This window comes from Luteibacter sp. 329MFSha (assembly GCF_900111665.1).
Classification (GTDB): Bacteria; Pseudomonadota; Gammaproteobacteria; order Xanthomonadales; family Rhodanobacteraceae; genus Luteibacter.
The window spans coordinates 295842-321676 of the sequence record NZ_FOJE01000002.1 but is presented as its reverse complement, the minus strand read 5'-3'; the positions used below and the strand labels follow the sequence as shown (position 1 = coordinate 321676).

The window sequence follows — 25835 nt, the reverse complement described above, 5'->3', positions numbered from 1 at the left end:
GCTCAGGCGGACGCCAGGAAATCCTCGCGGGTCAGGGTCGCCAGTTCCGCCACGGTGTCGACGACGATGTCCGGCGGGGTCTCTTCGAGTTCCTTGCCGGCGGCCGCCGCGTAGTGACCCTGCTTCACGAACACCGTGGTCACCTTGTCGCCGAGCAGCTTCTTCAGCGCCACCAGGATGCGCGGCTTGTCGTCGACCATCACGTAGTGGTCCGCGGGATAGCGGCGCCGCATGTCGTCGAGCATCTCTTCCTTGTGCACGTAGATCAGCACGTCCTCGCGGAAAAGGTCCCACAACCCCGCGCGGCGGATCTTGCGCGGCTGGAAGACGGTGTCGCCGTCGGACATGATCACCGGCCGACCGAGGGTGCGCAGGTGCGCGATCGCCTCCGGCACCCCGGGAAAACGGCGCTCGTCGAACGGGTAGTCGAGCAGGAAGAACGACAGCGCCATGTAGGCCGGACTGCTTTCCTTGCCACGCAGCCGCTGCAGGGCGCCGAGGTAATCGGCGTAACCCACCTCGGCGCGGATCGACTTGTCGATGGCCGTGTAGCGTGCGCGCCCATCCTCGCCGAGCTCGCTCTCGAGGCGCGCCGCCAGATCGGCGCTGAAACGGTCGTTGTCGATCAGCGTGTTGTCGACGTCGAACAGGAAGACGATGGCATCGTGGGTGGACACGGGAAATCCTTGCACGGGAACGATCACCGCTATATGGGGACGCCAAGTGTCGACGGAAGATGCCGCTTGCGTATTGTAGGAGCGCACCTGGGCGCGATGGGGTGCTCGCGGCAAGCACCCGTCGCGCCCAGGTGCGCTCCAACAGCTTCACGCCCGGCGGGGCGGCACCAGCGAAAGGCGCTTGCCGCCCGTGGCCTTCGGCGCCAGCAGGCGCTCGATCTCGTCCGGCGGCAGCGGCCGTGAATACAGGAACCCCTGCCCTTCCTGGCAGCCGGCGCGCACGAGGAACTCGTGCTGGCCTTCCGTCTCGATGCCTTCGGCGATGGTGTGCAGGTCGAGGCTGCGGGCGATGGCCACCATCGCCTCGGTGATCGCCACGTCGTTGCCGTTCGTGGGCAGCCCGGTGACGAACGAGCGGTCGATCTTCAGGTACGCCACGGCCGGCAGCTTCAGGTAAGCCAGCGACGAATAACCGGTGCCGAAATCGTCGATGGCAACGGCGACGCCGAGATTGTGCAGGGCCTGCATCGCGCGCTCGGTGTCTTCGCCGAGGCGCAGGATCGCGCTTTCGGTCAGTTCGACGAGAAGACGGCTCGGTGGCACGCCCGTCGCACGCAGCGCCTGGCTGATGCCCTGCAGGAAGTCCGGGTGACCGAACGATCCCGCGGACACGTTGACCGCCATGCGCAACGGCGGGAGCCGCGCCTCGTCCCAGCGGACGAGCTGGCGACAGGCGTGTTCGAGCACCCACTGGTCGATCTGACGGATCAGGCCGAGGCTCTCGGCGATGGGGATGAACTCGTCCGGGCCGACGTTGCCGCGATCCGGATGGCGCCAGCGGATCAGCGCCTCGACCGCCACGATGCGGCCCGTCTTCATCTCGATGCTGGGCTGGTAGACGAGGTGGAACTCGTTGCGAACGAGCGCCTGGCGCAGCTCGGAGGCGAGCTTGAGGCGGCGGCGCGCGTCCGCGTGCATCTTCGGCGTGTAGAAGCGCAGCGCGTTGCGCTCTTCGGTCTTGGCCACGTACATCGCGGCATCGGCGTTGGCGATGAGCGTGACGGCGTCGTTGCCGTCGAGCGGGTAGCCGGCGATGCCGATGCTCGCGCTGACGAAGAGCTCGTAATCGCCCAGATCGAACGGACGCGAGAGCGCGGCGAGCATGGCCTCGGCCACGAGCAGCGCTTCCTCGCGCGAGCGCAGGTCGGCGAGCAGCACCGTGAATTCGTCGCCACCGATGCGGCCCGCGACGTCGTGCGGCGCGAGTTGCGCGCGGATGCGTTCCGCGACGCGCATCAGCAGGGCGTCGCCGATCGCGTGGCTGTAACTGTCGTTGACGACCTTGAAGGCGTCCAGGTCGACGAACAGCACGGCCACCGCGCCGCGCTCATGCGCGGCGCGCGTGATCGCCTCCGCGCAGCGGCGCTCGAACTCGGAGCGCGTGACCAGGCCGGTGAGCGGATCGTGCGTGGCGAGGTGCTGCAGGCGCTGGCGATCGGCCTTGCGCGCCGTGATGTCCGAGACCACCGCGACGTAGTGCTGCGGACGCCCTTCGCGGTCGCGGATGGTGCTGATGCTCATCAGTTCGGGATAGGTGCTGCCGTCGGCGCGGCGACTCTCGACCTCGCCCAGCCAGTTCTCCCCGCGAGCGATGTCCTCCCACAGCGTCTGCGGCAGCGGCCGGCCGTCGGGCAGCGTGCGCGTCGCGTCGAAACGCGTGCGCCGAAGCGCGTGCGGTGGGAATCCGGTGAGCTTGGTATGGGCCATGTTGACCGTGGTCACGCGACGATCGGCGTCGGCGATGATCACGCCCTCGGCGATGCTCGCCAGCGCTTCCGCGGCGATCTTGCGCTCCTGCTCCATGGCGACGCGGTCGGAGATGTCGCGCACGATCGCCTGCGACACCTCGCGCGAACCCCACGAGACGAGGCTGCTGTGCGTTTCCACCGGCCGCAGGCCGCCGTCGGCGGTCCGCAGGTGCCCTTCTCCCGCCAGCGCCGATCCTTCCACGAACAGGCTGGACAGTTCGATGCCGATGAGGTCGGCGCGGTTGCATCCGAGCCAGGTCGCGGCGCGATCGTTGGCGTCGAGGATCCGGCCGCTTTCCTGGTCCACCATGAAGATGGCGTCGGCGGCGCTGTCGAACAGCAGGCTGTAGCGCTCCTCCGTGCCACGGATGCCGGCCAGGATGCGCTGCGCGAGGCGCAGCCAGAGCAGCGACGCGAGCGCCGCCACCCCGAGCACCGTGAAGAAGAGGACGCGCCCGAGCCAGGAGGCGCCGTTGGCGATGTAGAGGGAGAACGCCTTCGCCCGTGGTTCGATCGTGTTGTTCAGCGCCGCGATGCGCGCGCGCTCGGCCACGATCGCCTCCGGGGAGGGCGTGCCCGAACCCCAGGCGCGCTCGAGGCGGTTCGCGGTGGCGTCGAGCGCCATGAGGCTGCCGTCGACGGAGCGCCACTCGGTGACGGCCTCGCGGACGTACGGCAACCCGGAGAAATACTGGAAGATGAAGACCATGCCCGGAATGGCCTCGCGGATCACCCCGCCCCTGGCGAAGGCCTCCTCGACCTCGGCATGCGAGAAGTCGCCGCTGGCGATCGCGTCGCGGGCCCAGCGATCGGCCACGAGGACCGCGTAGTTCCGGCGGAACCCCGCCAGGTCGGAGGGGCGGCCATGACCGGCATATTCGTCCAGGTCGATGACCGCCTGTTTCTGCGCTTTCGACCAGAGACTCTCGCCGTTGAGGAAACCGGCGAGAGTCACCTGGGTCTGGACCGCCACCCACGTCAGGGCCAGCACGAGCCCGACGACAGCCACCAACGCCCATGCCAGGGGCCGGAGGCGCCTGGTCAGGAGTTGATGATGACTGGCTTCGAACCGCATCGAACCCTCATTGATCGATCAAACGGACGTGATAGTGCGCCAGAAGGCGTCCAACTTGCGAGTTACGCGGCCGCCTCGTTCCACTTGCGGACCGTCCCGGCCCCGTCCATGCAGCGATCCAGCGTGATGCTCATGCTGACGTAGCTGCGCCGGACGCATTCCTTGATGTGCTCGATCTGGTCGGCCGGGGGGTTGGTTCCCATCAGCGTGCAGACGATCTCCAGCGCTTCCCACGGATGGGTATCGTCATACGCGGCGTGAAGCTGAAGCCAGCGAAGGCCGGCTTTGCGGCCGGAAATCGGCAAACTTTCCGCGTACGTCTTGCTTTCATAGATCAACTGGGACCAATCGCCGGTCGCCCCCTCCACCGCGTAGTTCGTCGCGGCGATGCCCGCGGCCAGCGAATCGTTGCGGCTCACCTCCTCGCACCAGTCGGCCAGGGCCTGGGTGCCCTTCGGCGGCTCGGCCGACAGCACCTCCTCGCGGGACACCCCCGCGCTCTCCGCCCAGTTCAGCCAGTACTCCGCATGGTTCTGCTCCACCCGGATGTTGCGGACGAGCCAGCGCCGGGCGAGGTCGTCGCCGGCACTGCGGCCGTAGCGGGTCTTCAGGAGGCTGTGCGACATGTACCCCGGAAAGCGCTCGATGACGGGCCAGACGCCGACCATGAAGTTACGGGTGGTCTGCGGGTCGAGCGTGGCGGCGCGCATGGCGTCCCACATCTCATGCTCCACGATACCCCGCCGCGCATCCGCACAGGAAGACACCATGTCCTGTGCCCAGATCGGATAGCTGGCGATGTCGGTCTGCGAGCCGGTCAGTTCGAAACGTGCGTTCATATAGATCTCCCTAAAGATCTTCTGCCAATGATGGATAGGCGGACCCGGGCGACCCGCGGCCCGCCCTCCCGGCGCCGTTGCGGCACCGGAAGACCATTAGGGCACATCCCCCCGGCCGCTTTCGTGGAACGGAAGGAACCGGACCTAGTCCATCGGTCATGGACAAAAGTGCGGAGGGGAGGTCTATCGTGGGCTCCCCAACCACCTAGGGATTCGTCCATGGCCACCATCCACCGGCTCCTCGCCGCCTCGATCGCCTGCGGCCTCGCCTCCACGGCCGCCCTCGCGGCCGACGCGCCCTCCGGCATCGACCTGAAGGGCATCGACCGGGCGGTGAAGCCGGGCGACGACTTCAACGGTTACGCCAACGGGGCCTGGGAGAAGACGGCGCAGATTCCCGCCGACCGCGCCAGCACGGGCGTGTTCCTCGAGGTGTTCCAGAAGGCCGAGAAGCGCAACGCCGAACTGATCAAGGCCGCCGGCGAGGGCAACCCGGCGGCGGGAAGCGAGCAGCGCCTGATCGCGGACTACTACAAGGCGTACATGGACGAGGCGGGCATCGAGAAAGCCGGGCTGAAGCCGCTGGAACCGGCGCTGGCCGCCATCGACGGCATCAAGGACAAGACGGCCCTGGCCACGGCGCTGGGCGCGCAGCTGCGCGCCGATGTCGATCCGATCAACGCGACCAACCTCGATACCGAGCACCTGCTGGGGCTGTTCGTGGCGCAGGGCCTCGAAGACCCGTCGAAGAACGTGCCCTACCTGCTGCAGGGCGGCCTCGGCATGCCGAACCGCGATTACTACCTGAAGACCGACAAGGACATGGTCGAGACACGCGAGAAATACGCCGCCTACGTCCAGGCGATCCTGACCCAGGCCGGCACGCCCGACGCCGCGGGCAAGGCGAAGGCCGTCCTCGCGCTGGAGACGAAGATCGCGCAGGCCCAGCTGTCGATCGTCGAGAGCGAGGACATCCACAAGGCGAACAATCCGTGGCCGCGCACCAGCTTCGCGACCAAGGCGCCCGGTCTCGACTGGAACGCCTATTTCAAAGCCGCGGGGCTCGACGACCAGCCGACCTTCATCGTCTGGCAGCCGGCCACCGTGACGAAGTTCGCCGCGCTCGTCGCCAGCGAACCCCTCGACACCTGGAAGGCCTGGCTGCGCTTCCATGCGATCAACGAGAACGCATCCGGACTGCTGCCGAAGGCGTACGACGAGCTCTCGTTCGGGTTCTACGGCAAGACCCTCACGGGCACGCCGAAACAGCGCGACCGCTGGAAGCGCGGCGTGAGCCGCACCAACGTCGACCTCGGCGACGCCGTCGGGCAGATCTACGTGAAGCAGTACTTCCCGGCGTCGTCGCGCAAGGAAGTGCAGGACATGGTCGCCAACATCCTGAAGGCCTTCGACCAGCGCGTCGACACGATCGAATGGATGTCGGCCGCCACCAAGCAGAAGGCGAAGGCGAAGATCGCGACCATCAAGGTCGGCGTCGGCTACCCGGACACCTGGCGCGACTACTCGAAGGTGGTCATCAAGCCGGACGACGCGCTCGGCAACCACCAGCGCGCCGAGCTCGCCGAATACCGCCACCAGGTCGCGAAGCTGGGCAAGCCCGTCGATCGCAACGAATGGTGGATGACGCCGCAGACCGTCAACGCCGTGAACCTGCCGTTGCAGAACGCCCTCAACTTCCCGGCGGCGATCCTCGAAGCGCCGTTCTTCGATCCGAAGGCCGACCCGGCCGCGAACTATGGCTCGATCGGTGCCGTCATCGGCCACGAGATCAGCCACAGCTTCGACAACACGGGCGCCGAGTTCGACGCCCAGGGGCGCCTCGCGAACTGGTGGACGCCGGAAGATGAGAAACACTTCAAGGAAGCCGGCCAGAAGCTCGTCGCGCAGTACAATCAGTACGAGCCCCTGCCGGGCCTGCACATCAACGGACAGCAGACCCTGGGCGAGAACATCGCCGACGTGTCGGGCCTCGCGATCGCGCACGCGGCCTACAAGGAAAGCCTGGGCGGCAAGCCCGCGCCGGTGATCGACGGCCTGACCGGCGACCAGCGCTTCTTCCTCGCGTTCGCGCAGTCGTGGCGCAGCAAGACGCGCGACGCCGCCCTGCGCCAGCAGGTGATCGGCGACGGTCACTCGCCCGGCCCCTACCGCGCGCAGACCGTGCGCAACCTCGATCCCTGGTACGACGCGTTCAAGCCGACGCCGAGCGAGAAGCTGTACCTCGATCCGAAGCAGCGCGTGCGGATCTGGTAGCGTCACCCCCGGCGGATGCGGCGCTCGATCGCGCCGAGCACCGCATCCACGCTCAGTGCGAGCGCGCCGACCAGCAGCGCGCCCTGCACCACGTAGGCGGTGTTGTTGCCGACCAGTCCTTCGACGATGGGCGAGCCCAGCGTGGTCGCGCCCACCGCGGAACCGATCGTCGCCGTCCCCACGCTCACGATGGCGGACAGGCGCACGCCGGCCATGATGGGCCCCGCCGCCAGCGGCAGCTCTACCTCCCACAGGCGGCGCCAGCGCCCGTAACCCATGCCGTCGGCGGCGTGCAGCGTCGCGACCGACACGTGTTCGAGCCCGGCGATCGTCTGACCGAGGACGGGCAGCACGCCATAGAGCACGAGCGCGAGCAGCGTGGGCGCCGCGCCGAAGCCCAACAGCGGCACCGCGATCGCGAGGACGGCGACGGGCGGGAACGTCTGGCCGATCACGGCGACGGCGCGCACGGTCGGCAGGAGCGAGCGCCCGGACGGGCGCGTGGCGAGGATACCCAACCCCAGACCGATCGCCACGGCGAGCAGCGTGGCGATCGTCACCAGCGACAGATGCGCGAGCATCAGCGCGCCGAACGACGTGCGCGTGTACAGCGGATGCGAGAGCTCCGGTAGCCAGGCGTGGAACCACGGACCGGATCGCGGCAGCACGAACAACAGCGACGCGAGCACCGCCAGCGGCGCGACGACACGTATCACGCCATGCGTATGCCAGGCGTTCGTCACGGCCCGTTCGCCACGAGGTCGGCGAGGACGATCGCGCCGACACGCTCGCCCCGCTCGTTCACCGGCAGCCGATCGCGCCGCTGCGCCAGCATGGCCGCGAGCGCGTCCTGCAACGAATCGGCCACGTCCACCGCCTCGCCTTCCGCGGGCTCGCCGACGCGCATGCTGTCGCGCACGGTGCGCACCGCGAGTTCGCGCAGCCGGGCCCGCGTGCCGCCGACAAAGTCGCGGACGCGGTCGTTGGCGGGGCGATGCAGGAGATCGAGCGGCGCCCCCACCTGCGCGATCCTTCCGTCCAGCATCAACGCCACGCGATCGCCGATCCGGAACGCTTCGTCCATGTCGTGCGTGACGAACAGGATGGTCGTTCCCGTATCGCGCTGGATCGCCTTCAGACTGCCCTGCAGCGAGTCGCGGGTGATGGGATCGAGCGCGCCGAACGGTTCGTCCATCAACACGATGCGCGGCCGCGCCGCCAGCGCCCTCGCCACGCCCACGCGTTGCTGCTGCCCGCCCGACAACGTGGCGGGATAGCGATCCGCGATGCCGGGCTCGTCGAGCCGGAGGAGTTCGACGAGTTCCGCCACGCGCGCGCGGATGTCGCCCTCTGGCCAGCCGAGGAGGCGAGGGACCGTCGCGATGTTCTCGCCAACGGTGCGATGCGGGAACAGACCCACCGACTGGATGGCGTAACCGATACCACGGCGCAGCGTCTCGACATCGCGCGAAAGCACGTCCTCGTCGTCGATGCGGACCGCGCCCGCGTCGACCGGCACGAGCCGGTTCACCGTGCGCAGCAAGGTGGACTTGCCCGAGCCGGACGGACCGACGAGGACGAAGAACTCGCCGTCGTCGATGCGCAGCGACAGGTCGTCGATCACGACGTGCCCGCCGAAGCGCTTGGATACGTGGTCGAACTCGATCATGCGCGACGCTCCGTCCATGCGAGGACAGCCTGAAAGACGAAATCCACCAGCAGCGCCAGCACGATGATGGCGAGCGTGCCCAGCAGCACCATGTCGGTGGCTCCCTGTCCGATCCCGAGGAAGACGAAACGCCCGAGCCCGCCCGCGCCGATCAGCGCGGCGACGGCGGCGAGACCGATCGTCTGCACCGCGACGATGCGCAGGCCGGCCAGCAGCACCGGCCATCCCAGCGGAAGTTGCACGCGCATGAGCAGCTGCGTGCGACTCATGCCGAGGCCGCGCGCGGCGTCGCGTGTATCGGCCGGCACGGCATCGAGGCCTGCGGCGGTGTAGCGCACGACGGGAAGCAGGGCGTAAAGCCACAGCGCGAAGACCGCGGGCGCGGCGCCGGTGCCGCCGAAACCCAGGGTGCCGAGCGCGGGCCATGTGCGCGCGAGCCACGCGAAGGGTCCGATCAGCAACGCGAACAGGGCGAGCGACGGAACGGTCTGAAGGAAGGCGAGAATGCCGACGACGACGCCATCGGCGCGGCGCCTCCGCCAGACCCACCAGCCCAGCGGCGCCCCCGTCAGCAAGGCCAGCACGAGCGTGGTCCCTGCCAGTCGCAGATGTTCCGCGACGGCGGCCGCGAACGGTGCGCGCTGCGCCCGCCATTCGCGGACGAGCGAGAGTCCGTCGAACGCGCCGGCCGCCGCGAGCATGGCGATGGTGACACCGGCCGCGATCCACGCGGCGACCTGCACCGCCGGACGCCGGCCGCGCAGCCCGTCGAGCAGGAGCAGCGCGGCGGCGAGCCACATCAGCCAGAACCCCGCACCGGGCTGCACGCGCGTCGTCGCCGACGCGTCCGAAAGGAGGCGCTGGGCCTCCGCGCCGGCGAGCCACGGCAGCCCCGCGATCGCAAACCAGGCCATGGCCGTGACGACGACGCGCTGCATGGGAATGCGGAACGCGGTGACGGCGATGACGGCAAGCCAGGCCGCGGCGAGCGGCCCTGCGAGCGGGCTCACGGCATGGCCCGAAAGCAGACGATTCGGGGCGACGTGCAGGAAAGGCAGGCATGCCGCCGCGACGAGCGCCATCGCGGACAAGACGAACACCGGCAGCGCCCGCGACATCATTTCAACAGCCCCTCCGACCGCAGGTAATCCGCCGCGACCGCTCCCGCGTCCTCGCCACCGATCTGCGTCCGCGCGTTCAGCCGCCGAAGCACGTCCACCGTCAGCGGACGGAACGCCGCGTCCAGCGCCGCGCGCATCGCCGGGTGAGCCTGCAACACCGCCTCGCGAACGACCGGCGCGGGCTGGTACACCATCTCCACGTGTTTCGGATCGTCGAGCACGACCAGTCCGGTGACCGCGATCGCGCCGTCCGTCGAATAGACCATGCTCGCGTTCACACCCGACGTACCCTCGACGGCCGCCTTGATGGTCGCGGACGTATCGCCGCCCGCCAGCACGAGCAGCTGGTCGCCGCGCAGCGCGAACCCGTAGGCGGACTGGAACGCGGGCAGCGCCGCGTCGCTCTCCACGAACTCGGCGGAACCGGCGAGGAGGACGTCGCCCCCGCCCGTCACCCAGCGCGCGAAGTCCGCGAGGCTGCGCAGACCGCGACGTGTCGCGACGTCGCCGCGGACGCCGATCGCCCAGTGGTTGTCGGCCGGCGCCGGCGCGAGCCACACGAGGCGGTTGGCGGCGAGATCGAGCGACGACGCGAGCGCATGGGCTTTCGCGGCGTCGCGGAATGCCGGATCGGTTTCGCGATGGAAGAAGTACGCCGCGTTGCCGGTGTATTCGGGATACACGTCGAGATCGCCGTTGAGCAGCGCTCGGCGCACGATCGACGTCGGGCCGAGCTGCGTCCGGTCCACCACCGGAATGCCTTCGTGTTTCAGCACCTGGAGCACGATCTGGCCGAGGAGCGCGCCCTCGTTGTCCGCCTTGGAGCCGACCCGCACGGCACCCTGCGCCTGCGCGGCCAGGGCGGCCAGGGCGAGCGCGAAGCCCAGCAGGCGACGCAACGGTCAGCGCCCCAACAGGTCGATGAACCCGCGCTTGAACGCGTCGTCGATCGGCGTCGCCGAGACGCTATCGGGCAGGGCCGCGAAACGTGCCTCGAACGCCTGCACCGCCTGGGTGAAACGCTCCGCGCGGCCCTCGTCGTCGCCCTCCTCCACCGCGTACTCGATCACGCGCGCCGCCTGCCCGGCGAGGTCGACGTCGTCCGGCAGCGCCGAGATGTCGCCCCATACCTGCTTGAGGTACTTCACCGCGTCGGCCGCGCGCCGCATGCGATGCAGCAGCGCCTTGGGCGGCGCGTGCTCGGGAGCGAAGCGGGCGACGACGTCCTGCGCCTCGCAGACCGGCACATGGCCGAGGTCGACGCGGATGCATAGCCACGCGGCGTCGAACAACCAGGTTCCTGGCTTCGGCGTCGGGCTGTACGGCAGCGCTTCGCCGTTGACCTCGACGGTCTCGGGGATGCCCGCGTCCAGGAACTGCACGACATACGCGCGTGTTTCCGGCCGCCCGCGATACCGCCCTTCCATGCCGTCGATGTGCACGCGATGCGCGCGATCGCCGCGGCGGCTGCGCACCGGCGTGCGCGCGAACTCCCCGCGCTGGTAACCCTGGGTCGTTCCGTCGTCGTCATAGAGCACGGTGCTGCCCTCGTCGCCGGGGAAGACCTGCAGGATGATCGAGTCCGGCACCGTCGCGAGGTCGCGCATGCCTTCCGGGTAGAGCGGGACGACACTGCCCGGGCGGACGAAGATCGGGATCTCCTCCAGCGTGTAGGAGCGTTCGAGGATCGCACCCCCTTCGAACGATTCCGCGCCGTCGCGGGTGTACCACAGGCCCGGCGGCAGCCAGACGGGGAACGGCGCTGTGCCGTCGGCACCGACCGGCGTGGTGACCGGCGCGACCAGGATGTCGTTGCCGAACATGTACTGCGCGGGATGCGCGTACGCTTCCTCGTGCTCAGGCCAGTGGTAGTACATGGGACGCACGAGCGACACGCCGGTGTCGTACGCATGGCGTGCGGCCGCGTAGATGTACGGGGCCAGCTGATAGCGAAGACGGATCGCGGCGAAGATCGCGTCGCCGCAGGGTGGCCCGAAGTGCCACGGTTCCTTGTGCAGGCTCGCTTCCTTCGCGGAGTGCGTGCGCAGCACCGGACTGAACACGCCCAGCTGCATCCAGCGCGCGTAGAGCTCGGGCTCGAGATGGCGCTCGGGACGCGGGATGTGCTTGTGGAACGTATGGCCGCCGATGTCGTGGCTCCAGTAGCCGTACAGCACGTTGGAGGCCATCGCCGTGAAGTGCGGCTGGTACGCGAGCGACGTCCACGAGATCACGCTGTCGCCGGAGAAGCCGATCGGATAACGATGGTTACCGAGACCGCCCCAACGGTGGTAGATCAGGCCGCGCTTCTCGCCGTCGCGCTGCATCTCGGTGAAGAACGCATGGTTGAGCCACCACGTGTTCGAGAGGCCGGGATGCGCCTTCGATTCCGGCCACTGCTGCCAGTCGAGCCACCAGAAGTCGACGCCATCCTCTTCCAGCGGGTGCAGGATGGTGTCGAACAGCGCGCGCATGTACGCGGGCGACGTGCCTTCGAACGGAATCGGCGCCTGCGTGCTCGTGTCCCACGACAGCGCCGCGGCCATCGCTTCGTAACGTTCCTCGTGCGGCATGACGCCCGAGGCGGGATGAAGGTTGAGCGTGATGCGCAGGTTCTGGCCGCGCGCCCAGCGCATGAAGGCCTTCGGATGCGGAAACAGGCTGCGATTGAACGTGTAACCCGTCCAGCCCGACGCTTCGCCGAAGACATCCTTGTGTTCGTGGCCGGGGCGCAACGAAAGACCCGGCGTGGTATGCCAGTCCATGTCGAGCACGAGCACGTCCAGCGGAATGCGCTCCTTCTCGAAACGCGCGCCGAGCGTGCGCAGTTCGGCATCGGAGTAGTTCCAGTAACGCGACCACCAGTAGCCGAAGACGAAGCGTGGCGGAATCGGCTGCGGCCCCGCGATCGACGCGAAGTCCGAGAGCGCCGCCATGAAGTCGCGGCCGTATCCGAAGAAATACAGATCCTGCCGTTCGCCCTCCGGCCGCTCGAGCACCCAGCCGTCGTCGTCCAGGCCGAAGGCGTGCGTGTCGTCGACGACGTGCCAGCCATCGCGCGCGATGAGGCCTTCCTCCAAGGGGAGTTTGCTGCCGTCCTGCCACGTGTCGCCGTCGTAGCGGTCGAGCGTGCGGTAGGTGCCGCCGAGGTTGGCCTGCTGCGCATCGCCGGGGTGCCAGGTGATGTCGCCGTCGGCGGTGCGCACGACGATCGACAGGTTCGCGGCGTCGAAGCGGCCACCGCCTTTCGTCCAGCGGAGCCGGAGCCGCCCCGTGTCGATGGCGAGCCCGTCGGCGTCTTCGGTGAGCGTGAACGGCGGTACGTCCACCGCGCGATGGACGACGACCTGCGTCCGGTCGTCACGGAAGACACCGTCGGCACTCCATTCCAGGCGGATGAGGCGCGGCGTGAGGACGGTGAACCGGACCTCGCCGCGCTCGACGATGGCCTCGGGCCGGGCTGCCGCTCCCGTGACGGGGCGGCTCTGAGTCGTGGCTTCCATGGGCTTGCGTCACCCCTTGTCGGACCGGAGGCGGACCATTATGACGCGTTGCCGCATCGAACCGGTGAACGGGCTCGCATTCCTGAAGGAATCGATGGTGGAGCGTTCCTACGATCGGTGCCTCAGAGCACCACGCAGCAATTGCGTCCGGCGCGTTTCGCGGCGTAGAGCGCGCGATCGGCGCGGTCGAAGACGGCCGCGGCACGCTCCGCCGCGGTGAAGCGCGTCAGCCCACCCGACATCGTCACGGTGACGGGTTTCGAGCTCGCGTGGAACGCGAGCTTCTCCACCGTGGCGCAGAGGCGCCTCGCCAGGTCCTCGGCGTCGTCGGGCCCCATGTCGGAGAAGAGGACCACGAATTCCTCGCCACCGTAGCGTGCGACGAAGGCGCGGCCGTCGAGTTCACGCGCGAGCGTCTGCCCCACGATGCGCAGCACGGCGTCGCCCGCCGCGTGGCCGTACGTGTCGTTGATCGCCTTGAAATGATCGATGTCGAAGGCGCCGACGCAGGCCACGCCGCCCTCCTCGCGCACCTGGCGCTCGACGTCGGCGACGCGGCGATCGTAAGCGAGGCGGTTCGGCAGTCCGGTGAGGCCATCGGTCAGCGCGAGCTCGTGCTCGCGGCGAAGCGAATCCTGCAGGCTGGATGCCTGCGACTCGAGCTGCTCGAGACGATCATGCATGCGCTCGGCGCGTTCGCGGTACGCCGAAAGCCTCGCGTCTTCACGCTCGCGAAAGTCGCGGAAGTGGCGGTCGATGACCGAAAGCCGCTCGTCGACCTCGGCCTGCAGGCTCGCCAGATCCGTGGCCGCCTGCGTTTTCTCGCCGAGCAGGCGCATTTCCTCGCGCACCTGGGCGTCGAGCCGGTGGCCTTCCGTCGCGCCGGCGTCCGCTTCGTCACGCTCGCCGGCGAGGTAACGGGTCATGTCGCCCAGCCGCGCGCTGACCGTTCCGAGCAGTTCCTGCAAACGCGCCACGTCGGCGCGCAAGGCGTCGACGAGCGCATCCTCCGTGGTGTCGGATGCACGGGCGGCGCCCGGCGGCGCGGCGTCCAGGCGGGTCACGGCCTCGGCGAGTCTTTCCAGGAGCGGCTCGACGGTCGCCGGCGACGGCGAACCGCGCAGTTCCGTCGTCAACCGGTCGAGCAGTTCGTCGAGTTCGCCGCCATCGCCCCGGACCAGCACGGCCAGCCGCAGCGAAAGCCGGCGCAGCACGTCGCCGACGGCTCGCGACGCCTCTTCGTCGCGCTCCATCCGCTCCAGCGCAAGATGGTACTTGCGCTCCCAGATCCCCTCGTCCAAGTCGTCCCGCCGTCGCTCGTTGCCCTGGGCGGATCGTACGCCGTGCGGGCGCGCCGTGGGAGCGGACCTGACGGCGACATATTCCGGGGCCGTTCGCCACAGGCCCTGCGACTCTTCGCGAAGAGCCGTCGCGGCCAGGTCCGCTCCCACAGGGTTCCGAGGCGTCAGTAGTAGACGCGCGCCATCAGCTGCCACTGCTCGCCGCCCTGTCGCGACGGATCGCCGATCACGGCGGACGCGTCGCGATCGACGTGCACGTGCAGCCATTCCGCCGTCAGGCGCAGCCAGTCGCGCGGTCGCCAGTTGAGCGCGGCGGTGACGGCGTGGCCGCGCTCGCGAGGGTTGTCGGTGCCGAAACGCTCGACACGGAGCGCCGGCCGCCAGGCGCCACGGTTCCAGCCGGCCAGCAGGAAGGCCGAACGGAACGGCGTCCGGTAGCTCACGCCGTCGGGCCGCACCTCCGTATCGCCGTCCATCGCCTGCGCGATGAGGGTGACCGGGCCGCGTGTCCACACCGCGCCCGCCGACCAGAAACGCGTTCGCCACGCGAACAGCTTCTCGCCGCCGGCGTAGAGCCTGTAGGCCGAGGGATCCGCGCGGTTGTCATAACGCAGCAGGCGCAGCTCCCATCCCGCCGGCGCCTTCCACGCCGCGTCGGCATACCAGCCGGTTCGGCCGCCTATCGCGTGGAAGGGATCGTAGACCTCGCGCTCGCCGGCCTCGGCGGGTTCGCGCAGCCGGCCGCCCAGCCCATACGTCACGTCGCTGAGCGACCAGCCACGCAGCGCGAGGATGTTCCCGGCCACGTCGTTGTGGCGGAACAACCCGCCCCCCGCCGTGAACGTGCCGGCGACGCCACGCCACTCCTCGCGCGCCTCCGCGCCGAAGCCGCGGATCTCCTCGCCTACCCAGCTGTTGATCGCCGATGGCGTGACCGTCCACGGGCTGGTCCAGCCGACACCGTCGTTTTCCAGCGATATCGGCAGGAAGTAGAGTCCCGCCTTCACGGAGCCGCGCCACGCGCTCGTCGACACCGGCCGGTAGCGCAGGAACGCCTCGGGAACCTGCAGGTCGGTGCGGTCGGTCCGCTGCGCCTGCACGTCGACCAGCGCGAACAGGGCAGGCGTCAGCTGCGCCGTGACGACGACACCCGCCGCGCCGAAGCGGACACCGCGCTCGCCGTCGCCATAACGCGCGTGGCCGCTACCGCCGTCGATGAACGATGTCGGTGACGGCGCATCGACGAGCCTCGCATCGGCGAAGGCGTGCAGTTTCACGTCCCGCGCGGAGGCGACGGACGCGCACGCTCCCAGAAGGACGAATGCGAGGTGACGGCGCATCACGAGTCGCCGCTGGCCGGTGCCATGCATCGCGCCACGAGGTCCGCGAACGGCATCGGCCGGCCGACGAGGTAACCCTGCGCGTGATCGCAACCGACTTCGGCGAGGAACGCCAGGCTACCCTCGTCCTCCACGCCCTCGGCCGTCACGCGGTAGCCGAGGCGGTGGCCCAGCTCGACCAGCGACTGGACGATGACGCGGTCGGTTTCATCGGTGGCGAGGTGCTGCACGAACATCCGGTCGATCTTCAGCTCGGTGACGGGGAGGCGGCGGAGGTAGGCGAACGACGCCTGGCCGCTGCCGAAGTCGTCGATGGCGACGTCGATGCCCATATCGGCCAGCTGACCGAGGACCTGAAGCGCCGCGGCGGGCTCGTGGATCACCGCGCTCTCGGTCACCTCGAGGCTCAGCGCCTGCGCAGGCAGGCTGTGGGCGCGAAGCAGCGCTTCCACCCGGCCGGCTAGCTCGGAGTCGCCGACGTCACGGGCGGAAAGGTTCACGGCGACGGTGACGTCGATACCCGCCGCCGCCAGGGCCGTCATCTCCCGGATCGCGCGCGCCAGCACCCAGCGCGTGAGCCGGCCGATGGTGCCGGTCTCTTCCGCGACGGCGACGAAGAGCTCGGGCGATACGGCGCCCCGGCCCGGACGATGCCAGCGCACGAGCGCTTCGGCGCTGTCGATGACGCCGTCGGCCATGCGGCGTTTCGGCTGGTACCAGAGCTCCAGCGCGTCGGCCTCGATCGCCGCGCGCAGCTCGCCCATCAGCGAGAGACGTTCCGGCCGGTGCGGATCGGCTTCGGGATCGTAGACGTCGACGCCGCGCGTCGATCCCACCGCCGCGAACTCGGCGACCTCCGCGCGCCTGAGCAGGATCGCGGCGCGCTCGCCATGTCCCGGCGTCAGCGCGATGCCCACGGCGGGCCCCAGGTCCATGCGGATGTCGGCTTCCAGATACGGGAGGCCCAACGCGTCCATGATCCGGAACGCGGTGTCTATGGCCTCCATCCTGCCGGTGTCCCGCAGCCAGACGGCGAACTGCGTGTCCGTCGCGCGAGCCACGAAGTGCGTGCCGGCGACCTGTCCGAGACGCACCGCGGCTTCGCGCATCAGGCGATCGGCCAGCGCGTGGCCGACCGTCTTCACGATCTCCGGAAGCCGGTTGACACCCACGATCAGCAGGGCGCCCTGCATGCCGGGCGTCGTGGCCAGATCGTCGTCGACGGCCGACTCGGCGGCCGCCCGGTTCGGCAGGCCCGTCACGCCGTCGTGCGACGCCTGGTGGAGGATGCGCCGCTCGCGCTCGCGGATCGCGTCGGTCATCGTGTGGAACGCGATGGCCAGGTCGCCCACCTCGTCGCCACGGCGCACGTCGGGCACGTCGTCGTAATCGCCCGCCGCGATGCGCCGCGCCGATCCGGCCAGGGCTTCGACGGGACGCGCGACACCGCGCGCCACGAGCCACGCGACGAGGAAGCCGCCGGCGAGTCCGACCATCAGCACGGCCAGCCAGGCATTCCAGACGGGAAGGTAAGGACGCAACGCGTCGTCGAGCGAATAGCCGAGCACGGCGTAGACCGCGCCGCCGCCCTTCGGCTGGCGCAGCAGCTGGGCGAGCACGAGGTACTCCCGACCGCCGATGGCGGCGAGCGTCGGTGTCGACGGCAATGGCTCGCCCCGCGCGGAGAGGCTCTCGGTCAGTCCGGAATCATGGCTGCCCCGCGCGATCACCGCGTAGCGCCCTTCGCCGACGGGTGTCGCCAGTTCCACGTCGCGCGGCAGCGCGGAGAGTTCCTGCATGTGCGCAAGGAGCGCGTCGTCCACCGGGATGCTCGCGACGACGAGCCCGACGGGCTGTGGCGCGTAGATCGGCACGACGACCAGCCAGTACGCCTTGCCTTCTGACACGATCACGGCCGCGCTGCGCCTGTCGTAGGCGCTGGCGAGCAGGTCCGGGAACGCGAACGGTTCGCCGTCGCTGGCCGGCGCCAGTGTGTCGGCCTGCACGCGTCCGTCGAGGCCGAGCAGCTGCATGCGCGCGGCACCGACGCGGCGGCCGTGGTTGCGCAGCACCGAGAGCACCGTCTCCTTGTCGCGCGCGCCGATCGCGGAACGAAGCCCGTAATCGAGCGAGAGGATCTGCACGCCGTTCGCGACCCGAATGGAGAGATCGTTCATCTGCGCCACGAAGGCGCCCGCGTTGACGCTGAGCTGCCGGCCACCTTCCGCCACGAGCTGGCGATGGGCGATGCCGTAGGTCAGAAGCGCGGTCAGCCCCTGGACGAGGACCAGCGACGCGACGAAGAACAGGGCAAGCCGCGAGCGGAACCCGGGAGCGCGCATGCGTCGGGTCAGTAGCCGATGTGTTCGCGGTCCGACATGCCCCGTGGATCGGGCAGGAGGGCCAGCGTGAACGTCACCTTCCCTGGCGTGGAGTCGTCGACCTGCAGGCCCTGCACCGGCAGCGCGATGCCGGGGCGCATCTGGGGGTGCCATGCGTGGGCGCGATAGCGACCCGCGCCGACGCCGTCGAGCACGGCCTGCCCCTTCGCGTCCGTGGTCGCCATGTCGGCGTCCTTCGTCACGTAGAGGTAGGCGATCATCATGTCGTGGATGTTGCAGCCCACCGCGATGTTGCCGGGGCGCGGCAGGACCAGCGGCGGCGAGCTCTCGCCCGGCTTGAGCACGAATTCGAACTTCGCCAGGTCGGAGAAGGAGTAGACCTGGTGCCGCGTGCCGTCGCTGTTGCGGAAGACGATGCTGTCGCCCGCGTGGAGCGCGGTCACGTACGGGAGGAAGGTTTCGTTCTTCTGGTCCACGTAACGCGTGGCCGGGACGATGGGCTTCGCCGCGGTGCCCGCCAGGGGCTCGAGGCTGACCACGGCGTCGCGCACCGGCCTGCCCTCGACATCGACCACCTCGACGGCGACGCGACCGGCATGGGCCGGCCCCATGGCGAGCGAAAACAGGGTCGCCGTGGCGATCAGCAGACGTGGCATGGACTTCCCCCGGGAATGGGGCAAGCCTAGCCCAGATCGACGCTCAACCGCGAACAGGGCGCAGCAACCGGCAGACCCCGACCATGTGCCGGTGCGACCCGCAGGGGTCGGTGCTCCAGATATCGTTGTGCGGCCGGGTCGCGGCCACCTCGTCGAACGACGGCCGCCCCGCCCCGCCGGCCACGCCGCAGGCCAGCGACAGCGCGATACCCGCAAGGATCGCGACACTCCGGATCGTGCTGCGCATGGTTCCACCTCCCCTTTCGTCGCTTCCGACGTTAGGGCGTGGCATGTGAAGGGACAATAGACCGAATGGCGGGATGGCGTTTGGGGGAGTCCATCGGTCCGTCGCCGACGCACGCCTGCGGCGAATGTCGTAAAATCAACGGCATGCGTATCGGCCCCTACTCCATTTCGCCCGCCGTGGTGCTCGCGCCGATGGCCGGCGTCACCGACAAGCCGTTCCGGCTCCTGTGCAAGCGCATGGGGGCCGGCCTGGCGGTGTCCGAAATGACGACGGCCGATCCGCGACTGTGGAACACCACCAAGTCGCTGCGCCGCATGGATCACGATGGCGAGCCGGAGCCGGTCAGCGTGCAGATCGCGGGTTACGACCCGGGCATGCTCGCGGAAGCGGCGAAGTACAACGCTGACAACGGCGCGCAGATCGTCGACATCAACATGGGGTGTCCGGCGAAGAAGGTCTGCAACGTCTGGTCGGGCTCCGCCCTGCTCCAGGACGAACCGCTCGTCGCGCGCATCCTGCAGGCGGTGGTCAAGGCCGTCGACGTCCCGGTGACGCTGAAGATCCGCACCGGCTGGGATCGCGAGCACCGCAACGCCCTGACCATCGCGCGCATCGCGGAAGAGGCCGGCATCGCCGCGCTCGCCATGCATGGCCGCACGCGCGCGGACAAGTATGAAGGCGAGGCAGAATACGCGACGATCGCCGCGGTAAAGGCCAGCATTTCCATACCGGTGCTCGCCAACGGCGACATCACCGATCCGGTGAAGGCGCGCGAGGTGCTGCGCCAGACCGGCGCGGACGCCGTGATGATCGGACGGGGCGCGCAGGGTCGTCCGTGGATCTTCCGCGAGATCGCGCACCACCTCGATACCGGCGGCTTCCTGCCGGAGCCCTCGCCCGCCGAGGTGCGCGACATCCTCGCCGGGCACCTGGAGCACCTGTACGCGTTCTACGGTGAGCGGATGGGCGTGCGCATCGCGCGCAAGCATCTCGGCTGGTACGCGAAGGATCGTCCGGAAAACGCCGCGTTCCGCCACGTGGTCAACCAGGCCGAGGATGCCGCCACGCAGCTGCGGCTGACGCGCGAGTATTTCGACGCGCTCGCCGCCGGGGTGTCGCTGGCGGCGTGAGCCGCTCACCGGTACGGCAGTTGGAGCGGACCTGGCCGCGATAGCTCCGTGGGAGCGGACCTGGCCGCGACGGCTTTTCGCGAACACCTGGGAGCTGGCGCGTGAGATCGAGACTTACGGCGAAAAGCTGTCGCGGCCAGGTCCGCTCCAACAGACGTCGCGGCCAGGGGCAGTCCCACAACGGGTCATCTAGCGGCCTACAGCGCTTAGGGAACTTTCGTGCGTCGTGGCGAGGGCTACACCGCCTGCGTCGCCGTGGGCTCGCCCGCAAAATGAGTGCTTTCCAGGCGCACGGATGCCAGCATGCTTCGCTTCATCGTTCTCCTCGGCCTCGTCGCGACGTCGTTCGCGTGCCACGCCCAGCGCTTCCTCTACCGCATGGACATGCGGCCACCCGACGTGATCTTCGCCACCGGCTTCGTGCCACCCGGCGCGAACACCAACCTGTACCGGCACGTCACCGGCCAGACCTGCTACTTCAGCGAGCACAGCGGCGCGTTCGTCGCCACCACGTCCGATCCGCAGTTCGCGCTCGACTGGGGCAGCGAACTCGTCCGTAGCGGACGCAGTTTCTACATCTACCGGATCCGCCAGACCGCGCACTTCTACAACACGACGACCAGCCTGATGCACGCGTATGCGGTCACGGGCACGGAGGCCTACCGAAGCACGGCCGCCACGTTCGTCGAGCAGAGCGAGTGGGCGTCACGTGGAACCATTCCGCCGAGCACGATCATCGATGCGACGCACTACATCGCCCGCGGGTCGATGGAGGCGCCCGAACGTATCGGCACGACGTCGAATCTTCGCTACGTCGCCGCGCCCGCCACGGTCGTCAACACGCCATACCGCTGGGACTACCGCGAAGACGCGCCGGCGGCGCCCGACTCGCCAGGCGCCATGTGCGGCAGCTCGTGCTTCAGCTTTTCGCTTTTCAGCGGCCGCACCAAGCGGCACGCCCCGGTCGAAATCATCCACAACGTGATCGCCTGCCGGAAGAAGGTGGCGAACCGGACATCCGCGCTCGTGAACCTGTTCGACGAGACACCCATCATCGAAGAGAAGATAAAGGACGAAATGTGATTCCGACGAAGACCCACTCCGCCGCGCGCTCGGCCTGGCTCGCCTGCGTTCTCGCGCTGTCGCCCCTGACGGCAGGCGCACAACAACACAACGCCGTGCCGGCCGCCGACAATCCCTACAACACGCCGATCGACCGCAGCGCCCGGTCGAGCGGCTTCCGCTGCGGCGTCACGGTGGAGTCGGTCTGGAGCACCGCGTCCGACGACATCTACGCCGCCTTCTCCGACGACAGGATCTGGTACCGCGTTCCCCGCGCGGGCATGCAGCCGCTCCTCTACACCGCCTATTCGCTGGGCCGGAAGGTCTGTTACCAGACCAAGGGTTACCCGCATGCCGACATCGGCATCAACGTCGTCTTTCTCGATCCCCTCAACTAGCGGGAGCACGGCACGCCCCTGACGCGGGGCGAGCCCGCACGTACAGCGCACCGGGATCTTACGGGCGGCACGATGAGGCTCGCACCGCCTGCGGGCGTGAGGGCGGATACCCAGAATACCGCGCTTCCCACGGTGTCCGGACGCCACATGAAAGCCTGGCTGGTCCTCCTTGCTCTACTCGCGTTGCCGATCGCGGGCCATGCGGAGAACTTCCTCTACCGCATGGACCATCGCGCGCCCGACGTGATCTTTTCAACGGGGTTCGTCCCTGCGGGCGACAACGCGAACCTGTTCCGTCATGTCACGGGAGAGACCTGCTATCGGGGCGAGCGCACGTCTGGCTTCGTGGCGACCACATCCAGTCTGCAGTTCGCCCTGGACTGGGGAAGTGAATTCGCGCGACGCGGCCACCGGTTCTTCGTGTACCGGATCAGGCAGACGGATCAGTTCCACAGCACCACGACGAGCCTCATGCACGCGTTCGCGTCGACGGGAAACTCGCCATATCACCAGGCGGCACGCACGTTCGTCGACCAGGCGGAATGGGCTGCCCGAGGCGCCATTCCCCGCGACACGATCGTCGACGCCGTCGAGTACATCAGTCAGGGACGTGGAGCGGCACCCGACCGGGTGACGAGCCATGTGAACCTGCACTACGTCGCCGGACCATCCATTGTCGCGACCGAACCTTTCATCTGGCGGTACCGCGAAGACCAGCCGGCCACACCCGATTCACCGGACGCCTGTAGCAGCTCCTGCTTCAGTTTCCTGCTGTCCCCCGACCGCGGCAGACGCCAGGCGTCCCGCGACGTCATCGGGAACGTACTCGCGTGCCGAAGAAGAATGGCCGATCGCCTTGCCGTGCTGATCCGGCTGTTCGACAAAAAACCCGTCGATGATGAATGGAGGGAAGACCCGTGAATTCTGAGAACAAGTCGCGACCACTGACGATCCCCATCGCATGCGCCATCGCCCTGCTTCCGACAGGAGCCATCGCACAGCAGCACAACGCGACTCCCGCGGAGGACAACCCGTACAACACGCCCATCGAGCGATCGGCCCGGTCGCCCGGATTCCGCTGTGGCGTCACCGTCGATTCCATCTGGACCAGCGGCGCCGACGATGCCTACGCGGCCTTCTCCGATGACAGGAACTGGTATCGCGTCCCGCACTCCGGCATGCAACCGTTGCTCTACACCGCGTACTCACTCGGCAGGAAAGTCTGTTACCAGACCAAGGGTTACCCGACCGAGGACATAGCCATCAACATCGTTTTCTTCGACCCTCTGAACTGACAAGGCAGCGGCCCGCCGTTGGCCGTAGAATCGCTTCCGGCACCAGAGCGGAAGCATTCATGAGCGAGAAGCAGGTCTCCGGGATCGATATCCAGCGTGCGGTCGCCGGTGCGCCGGCGCCGCACCGGACGCCGCCCGTCGGCTGCGCGACGCGGCCGGTCATCCGCTTCGAGCGCGGCAGGCGTGTCGAGGACGACGACCGCCTCGCGGAAGAAGTCCCGGTCGCCATGCATTTCGACGGCCAGCCGTTCGCCGTGATGATGACGACGCCCGCCGACCTCGACGACTTCGCGCGCGGCTTCGCCTTCACCGAGGGCAAGGTCGGATCGGTCCTCGACATCGTCGACATCGAGGTACGCGAGGTGCTCGAGGGCATCGTCGTCGACATCCGCACGGCGACCGGGCTCGCCGCGCGACAGGACGCACCGGCCGTCACGCACGAACCGGCCGCGCGCGAGCTGCCGGGCCGCAGCGGCTGCGGCATCTGCGGTAGCCGCGAACTGGAAGACGTCGTGCGCCATCCGGCGCCGGTCGCCGCGGGGCCGACCGTCCCGGTCGACGCGATCGAACGCGCGCTGGAGGCGTTGCGCGCCCGGCAGCCGATCAACGCGTTCACCGGCTCGGTGCATGCCGCCGCCTGGTCGCTGCCCGACGGCAGCATCGTGAAGGTGCGCGAGGACGTCGGCCGGCACAACGCGCTCGACAAGCTCATCGGCGCGATGCTCGTCGACGGCACCGATCCGCGCGACGGCTTCCTCGTGATCACGAGCCGCGCGAGCTACGAGATGGTGACGAAGGCCGCGGTCGCGGGCATCACGATGGTCGTCGCGATCTCCGCGCCGACAGCGCTGGCCGTCCACCTCGCCGCCGACTGCGGCGTGACGTTGCTGGGGTTCGCGCGACCGGGGCGGTTCAACATCTACACGCGAGCCGAGCGCGTGATGGGCTGACGTCAGCCCCGGCGCCGGCGCAGGCTGTCCTTCACGTCGACGTCGAAGCGCACGGTGGTCGCCACGGTGTCGTAACCGGGAATGTCGAAGACGAGGCCGTCCTTGCTCGGCAGGCGCGACTGCAGGTCGCGCAACGCGCCGCGCGGCACGCCCATCCGCCACTCGTGCGCGTTCCCCGAGAGCGTGCAGGCCGGGCCGTCGGTGGCATCGATGGCGTAGCGCATCGTGAACGCGGTGCCGAAGGCCGTCGATCCGAGCAACGCGATGTCGTCGAGCAGTTCGGCCAGTTCGTCCTCGTCGATGCGGACGCGGACCGTGTCTTCTTCGAGCTGTACCCTCATGCGTTCGCCTCGCGCCAGTCGTCGGGGGTGTTGCAGTTCATGAGTCGCCGCGGATCCAGACGATCCAGCGGCAGTGTGGTCGCACCGAGGCGCGCCTGCAACGCGGCGATCGAGCATTCCCTTCCGGGAATACGCATCAGATCGTCGAGCGCCGCGCGGGCGGCCGCGTCCATCCTGATCCGCATCGGCAGTGGATGACCCTGCCAGGAAGTCGTCGCTCGCGCGCGCTCGGCGATGAGCGGGGCCAGGACCGCGTCGTCCAGGCGCGGCATGTCGACGGGCACGACGAGCCATTCGCCGTCCGGCAGCGCGAGCGCCGCGCTGGCGATGCCGCCGACGGGGCCCGCGGCCGGCCAGCGATCGGCGATGCCGCCCTCGCGATCGCCGCTGATCGCGACGCGATCGGCGCCGGCGGCCAGCAGCGCATGCGACGTCCGCTCGAGCAGCGTCACGCCGTCGATCCGCAGCAGCGCCTTGTCCTCGCCCATGCGCGAGGATCGGCCGCCGGCGAGCACGAGCCCGAGGATCACGCGGCGTCCGCCGGATCGAGCGGCCACGCGTCGGCCGTGTCGCCGGACGCGGCGACGTTCGACAACCACGTCGTGGCCTGCGTGTAGGGAAGGATGCGGTAAGCCGCCTGTCCTTCCGCCAGGTGCGCGACCTGCTGCCCGTCGCCATCGCAGGCGAGCGTGCCGAGCCCGAAATGGCGCGTGCCTTCCTTCGCCGGCATCGACGCCGCGACGCGCACGCGCGTGGGCGCCTCGGGCGGGAGCCCGGCCATCGCGCGCAGCACGGGGCCGACGAAGAAGCGATACCCGACCGCCACGGCGATGGGATTGCCCGGCAGCGCGAGGACGAGCGGGCCATCCGCGAAACGGGCGGCGAGCAGCGGCTTGCCCGGTCGGATGGCCACCTTGTGGAAGAGTTCGCGCGCGCCTAGGGAAGCCAGCGCCGCGGGGACGAAGTCGAAACGTCCGGCGGACACCGCGCCCGTGGTCACGACGAGGTCGGCGCCCTCGTCCAGCGCACGCCGCATCGCGAGGACGAACGCGTCGCCGGTGTCGGGCACACGGGTACGACCCAGCCACTCGACGCCCCAGTGCGCGAGGCTCGCGGCAAGGAAGGGTCCATTGGAGTCGTGAATACCCGCGGGCGGCAGCGGTCCGGGCGCGTTGAGCTCGCTGCCCGTCGTGATCACCGCCACGCGCGGCCGCCGCACGACGTCGACCTCTTCGATACCGAGCGCCGCCAGCAGCATGATCGCCGCGGCGTCGACCCGCTGCCCCGCCGCGAAGGCACGCGCACCCACCGCGATGTCGGCGCCCGCGTGACGCACGTTCTGGCCGCGACGTTCGTCGGCGAGGAAACGTACACGCTCGCCCTGACGCTCGCTACGCTCGACCGGAACCACCGTGTCGAAGCCCTCCGGCATCCGCGCGCCCGTGGCGATTTCGCAGGCCTCCGCTCCCGGCAACGCGTGCGCGGTGTCGCCCGCCGCCTGCATGGCCGCGACCGCGAACGAGGAACCCGCCGGAACGATGTCCATGGCGGCACGCAGCGCGTAGCCGTCCATCGCGGCGTTGTCGAACGACGGCAGGGCGAGGGGACTCATCACGTCGCCTGCCAGGAAACGTCGCATGGCCGCGTCGATGGCGACGGTTTCGCGACCGAGGGGCGCCGCGGTATCCAGTAGCAGCGCGAGGGCGTCGGGATAGGAAATCATGGAGCGCAGCGTAACCCGCCGGCGCATGATTTGGGCGGGTTGGGCGGCACGCGGAGAACGCATCCGCGAGCGCGCTTCGCGCTA

General features: G+C 69.1%; 23 protein-coding genes. 7 read left to right on the top strand and 16 right to left on the bottom strand.

The window, feature by feature from the left end:
- Window positions 1–2: 2 nt before the first annotated feature.
- From BMW54_RS12695 to BMW54_RS12685, 3 genes are all read right to left on the bottom strand, one after another.
- Window positions 3–677 carry an HAD family hydrolase gene (locus BMW54_RS12695; protein WP_090056517.1) on the bottom strand — a complete coding sequence of 225 codons (675 nt, stop codon included), beginning with the start codon at window positions 675–677 and terminating at the stop codon, window positions 3–5.
- 147 nt (window positions 678–824) lie between these two features.
- Window positions 825–3494, bottom strand: coding sequence for a putative bifunctional diguanylate cyclase/phosphodiesterase (locus BMW54_RS12690; RefSeq protein ID WP_343124118.1), 2670 nt, complete (start codon window positions 3492–3494; stop codon window positions 825–827).
- A gap of 128 nt (window positions 3495–3622) precedes the next feature.
- Window positions 3623–4399 carry a TenA family transcriptional regulator gene (locus tag BMW54_RS12685; protein ID WP_090056513.1) on the bottom strand — a complete coding sequence of 259 codons (777 nt, stop codon included), beginning with the start codon at window positions 4397–4399 and terminating at the stop codon, window positions 3623–3625.
- A 219-nt stretch (window positions 4400–4618) separates the two neighbouring features.
- Between BMW54_RS12685 and BMW54_RS12680 the strand changes: the two genes are divergently transcribed.
- Window positions 4619–6673, top strand: coding sequence for a M13 family metallopeptidase (locus BMW54_RS12680; RefSeq protein ID WP_090056510.1), 2055 nt, complete (start codon window positions 4619–4621; stop codon window positions 6671–6673).
- Window positions 6674–6675: 2 nt separating this feature from the next.
- Here the strand turns inward: BMW54_RS12680 and BMW54_RS12675 are convergent, their stop codons facing one another.
- The 10 genes from BMW54_RS12675 to BMW54_RS12635 form a co-directional block, all read right to left on the bottom strand.
- Window positions 6676–7416 (bottom strand): ABC transporter permease, encoded by a 741-nt coding sequence (locus tag BMW54_RS12675; RefSeq protein WP_217642659.1) that lies wholly within the window; start codon window positions 7414–7416, stop codon window positions 6676–6678.
- Window positions 7413–8342 carry an ABC transporter ATP-binding protein gene (locus BMW54_RS12670; RefSeq protein WP_090056508.1) on the bottom strand — a complete coding sequence of 310 codons (930 nt, stop codon included), beginning with the start codon at window positions 8340–8342 and terminating at the stop codon, window positions 7413–7415. The genes BMW54_RS12675 and BMW54_RS12670 overlap by 4 nt, the downstream gene beginning before the upstream one ends.
- Complete coding sequence (locus tag BMW54_RS12665) at window positions 8339–9463, bottom strand: ABC transporter permease (protein WP_090056506.1); 1125 nt, start codon at window positions 9461–9463, stop codon at window positions 8339–8341. The genes BMW54_RS12670 and BMW54_RS12665 overlap by 4 nt, the downstream gene beginning before the upstream one ends.
- Window positions 9460–10362: a glycine betaine ABC transporter substrate-binding protein OsmF gene (locus BMW54_RS12660; protein WP_090056504.1), complete on the bottom strand. Its 903-nt coding sequence runs from the start codon at window positions 10360–10362 to the stop codon at window positions 9460–9462. Before BMW54_RS12660 ends, BMW54_RS12665 begins: the two co-directional genes overlap by 4 nt.
- A 3-nt stretch (window positions 10363–10365) precedes the next feature.
- Window positions 10366–12966, bottom strand: coding sequence for a glycoside hydrolase family 31 protein (locus BMW54_RS12655; protein WP_090056502.1), 2601 nt, complete (start codon window positions 12964–12966; stop codon window positions 10366–10368).
- A 122-nt stretch (window positions 12967–13088) separates the two neighbouring features.
- A complete protein-coding gene (locus BMW54_RS12650; protein ID WP_175472856.1) occupies window positions 13089–14267 on the bottom strand; it encodes a GGDEF domain-containing protein in 1179 nt (392 codons plus the stop codon).
- A 164-nt stretch (window positions 14268–14431) separates the two neighbouring features.
- Complete coding sequence (locus BMW54_RS12645; protein ID WP_139206105.1) at window positions 14432–15544, bottom strand: porin; 1113 nt, start codon at window positions 15542–15544, stop codon at window positions 14432–14434.
- 62 nt (window positions 15545–15606) lie between these two features.
- Complete coding sequence (locus tag BMW54_RS12640) at window positions 15607–17949, bottom strand: putative bifunctional diguanylate cyclase/phosphodiesterase (RefSeq protein WP_175472855.1); 2343 nt, start codon at window positions 17947–17949, stop codon at window positions 15607–15609.
- A gap of 8 nt (window positions 17950–17957) precedes the next feature.
- Window positions 17958–18605 (bottom strand): cupredoxin domain-containing protein, encoded by a 648-nt coding sequence (locus BMW54_RS18830; protein WP_175472854.1) that lies wholly within the window; start codon window positions 18603–18605, stop codon window positions 17958–17960.
- 43 nt (window positions 18606–18648) lie between these two features.
- On the bottom strand, window positions 18649–18852 hold the full coding sequence (locus BMW54_RS12635; protein WP_090056493.1) for a hypothetical protein: 204 nt from the start codon (window positions 18850–18852) through the stop codon (window positions 18649–18651).
- Between the two features lie 143 nt (window positions 18853–18995).
- Here BMW54_RS12635 and dusB point away from each other — a divergent pair, with 143 nt between their 5' ends.
- The 6 genes from dusB to fdhD all read left to right on the top strand — a co-directional run bounded on the left by dusB (window position 18996) and on the right by fdhD (window position 23687).
- Complete coding sequence (dusB, locus tag BMW54_RS12630; RefSeq protein ID WP_090057090.1) at window positions 18996–19982, top strand: tRNA dihydrouridine synthase DusB; 987 nt, start codon at window positions 18996–18998, stop codon at window positions 19980–19982.
- Window positions 19983–20285: 303 nt separating this feature from the next.
- Complete coding sequence (locus BMW54_RS12625; RefSeq protein ID WP_090056490.1) at window positions 20286–21065, top strand: enterotoxin A family protein; 780 nt, start codon at window positions 20286–20288, stop codon at window positions 21063–21065.
- Complete coding sequence (locus BMW54_RS12620; protein ID WP_090056487.1) at window positions 21062–21442, top strand: hypothetical protein; 381 nt, start codon at window positions 21062–21064, stop codon at window positions 21440–21442. Before BMW54_RS12625 ends, BMW54_RS12620 begins: the two co-directional genes overlap by 4 nt.
- 147 nt (window positions 21443–21589) lie before the next feature.
- On the top strand, window positions 21590–22363 hold the full coding sequence (locus BMW54_RS12615; protein WP_175472853.1) for a hypothetical protein: 774 nt from the start codon (window positions 21590–21592) through the stop codon (window positions 22361–22363).
- On the top strand, window positions 22360–22737 hold the full coding sequence (locus BMW54_RS12610; RefSeq protein ID WP_090056482.1) for a hypothetical protein: 378 nt from the start codon (window positions 22360–22362) through the stop codon (window positions 22735–22737). The genes BMW54_RS12615 and BMW54_RS12610 overlap by 4 nt, the downstream gene beginning before the upstream one ends.
- A 59-nt stretch (window positions 22738–22796) precedes the next feature.
- Window positions 22797–23687: a formate dehydrogenase accessory sulfurtransferase FdhD gene (gene fdhD, locus BMW54_RS12605; RefSeq protein WP_090056479.1), complete on the top strand. Its 891-nt coding sequence runs from the start codon at window positions 22797–22799 to the stop codon at window positions 23685–23687.
- 2 nt (window positions 23688–23689) lie between these two features.
- Here the strand turns inward: fdhD and BMW54_RS12600 are convergent, their stop codons facing one another.
- The 3 genes from BMW54_RS12600 to BMW54_RS12590 are packed head-to-tail and all read right to left on the bottom strand — an operon-like array spanning window position 23690 to window position 25751.
- Window positions 23690–24028 carry a hypothetical protein gene (locus tag BMW54_RS12600; RefSeq protein ID WP_090056477.1) on the bottom strand — a complete coding sequence of 113 codons (339 nt, stop codon included), beginning with the start codon at window positions 24026–24028 and terminating at the stop codon, window positions 23690–23692.
- Window positions 24025–24558, bottom strand: a complete 534-nt coding sequence (locus tag BMW54_RS12595) for a molybdenum cofactor guanylyltransferase (RefSeq protein ID WP_254779316.1) — start codon at window positions 24556–24558, stop codon at window positions 24025–24027. The genes BMW54_RS12600 and BMW54_RS12595 overlap by 4 nt, the downstream gene beginning before the upstream one ends.
- A complete protein-coding gene (locus BMW54_RS12590; protein ID WP_175472852.1) occupies window positions 24555–25751 on the bottom strand; it encodes a molybdopterin molybdotransferase MoeA in 1197 nt (398 codons plus the stop codon). The genes BMW54_RS12595 and BMW54_RS12590 overlap by 4 nt, the downstream gene beginning before the upstream one ends.
- Window positions 25752–25835: the final 84 nt, after the last annotated feature.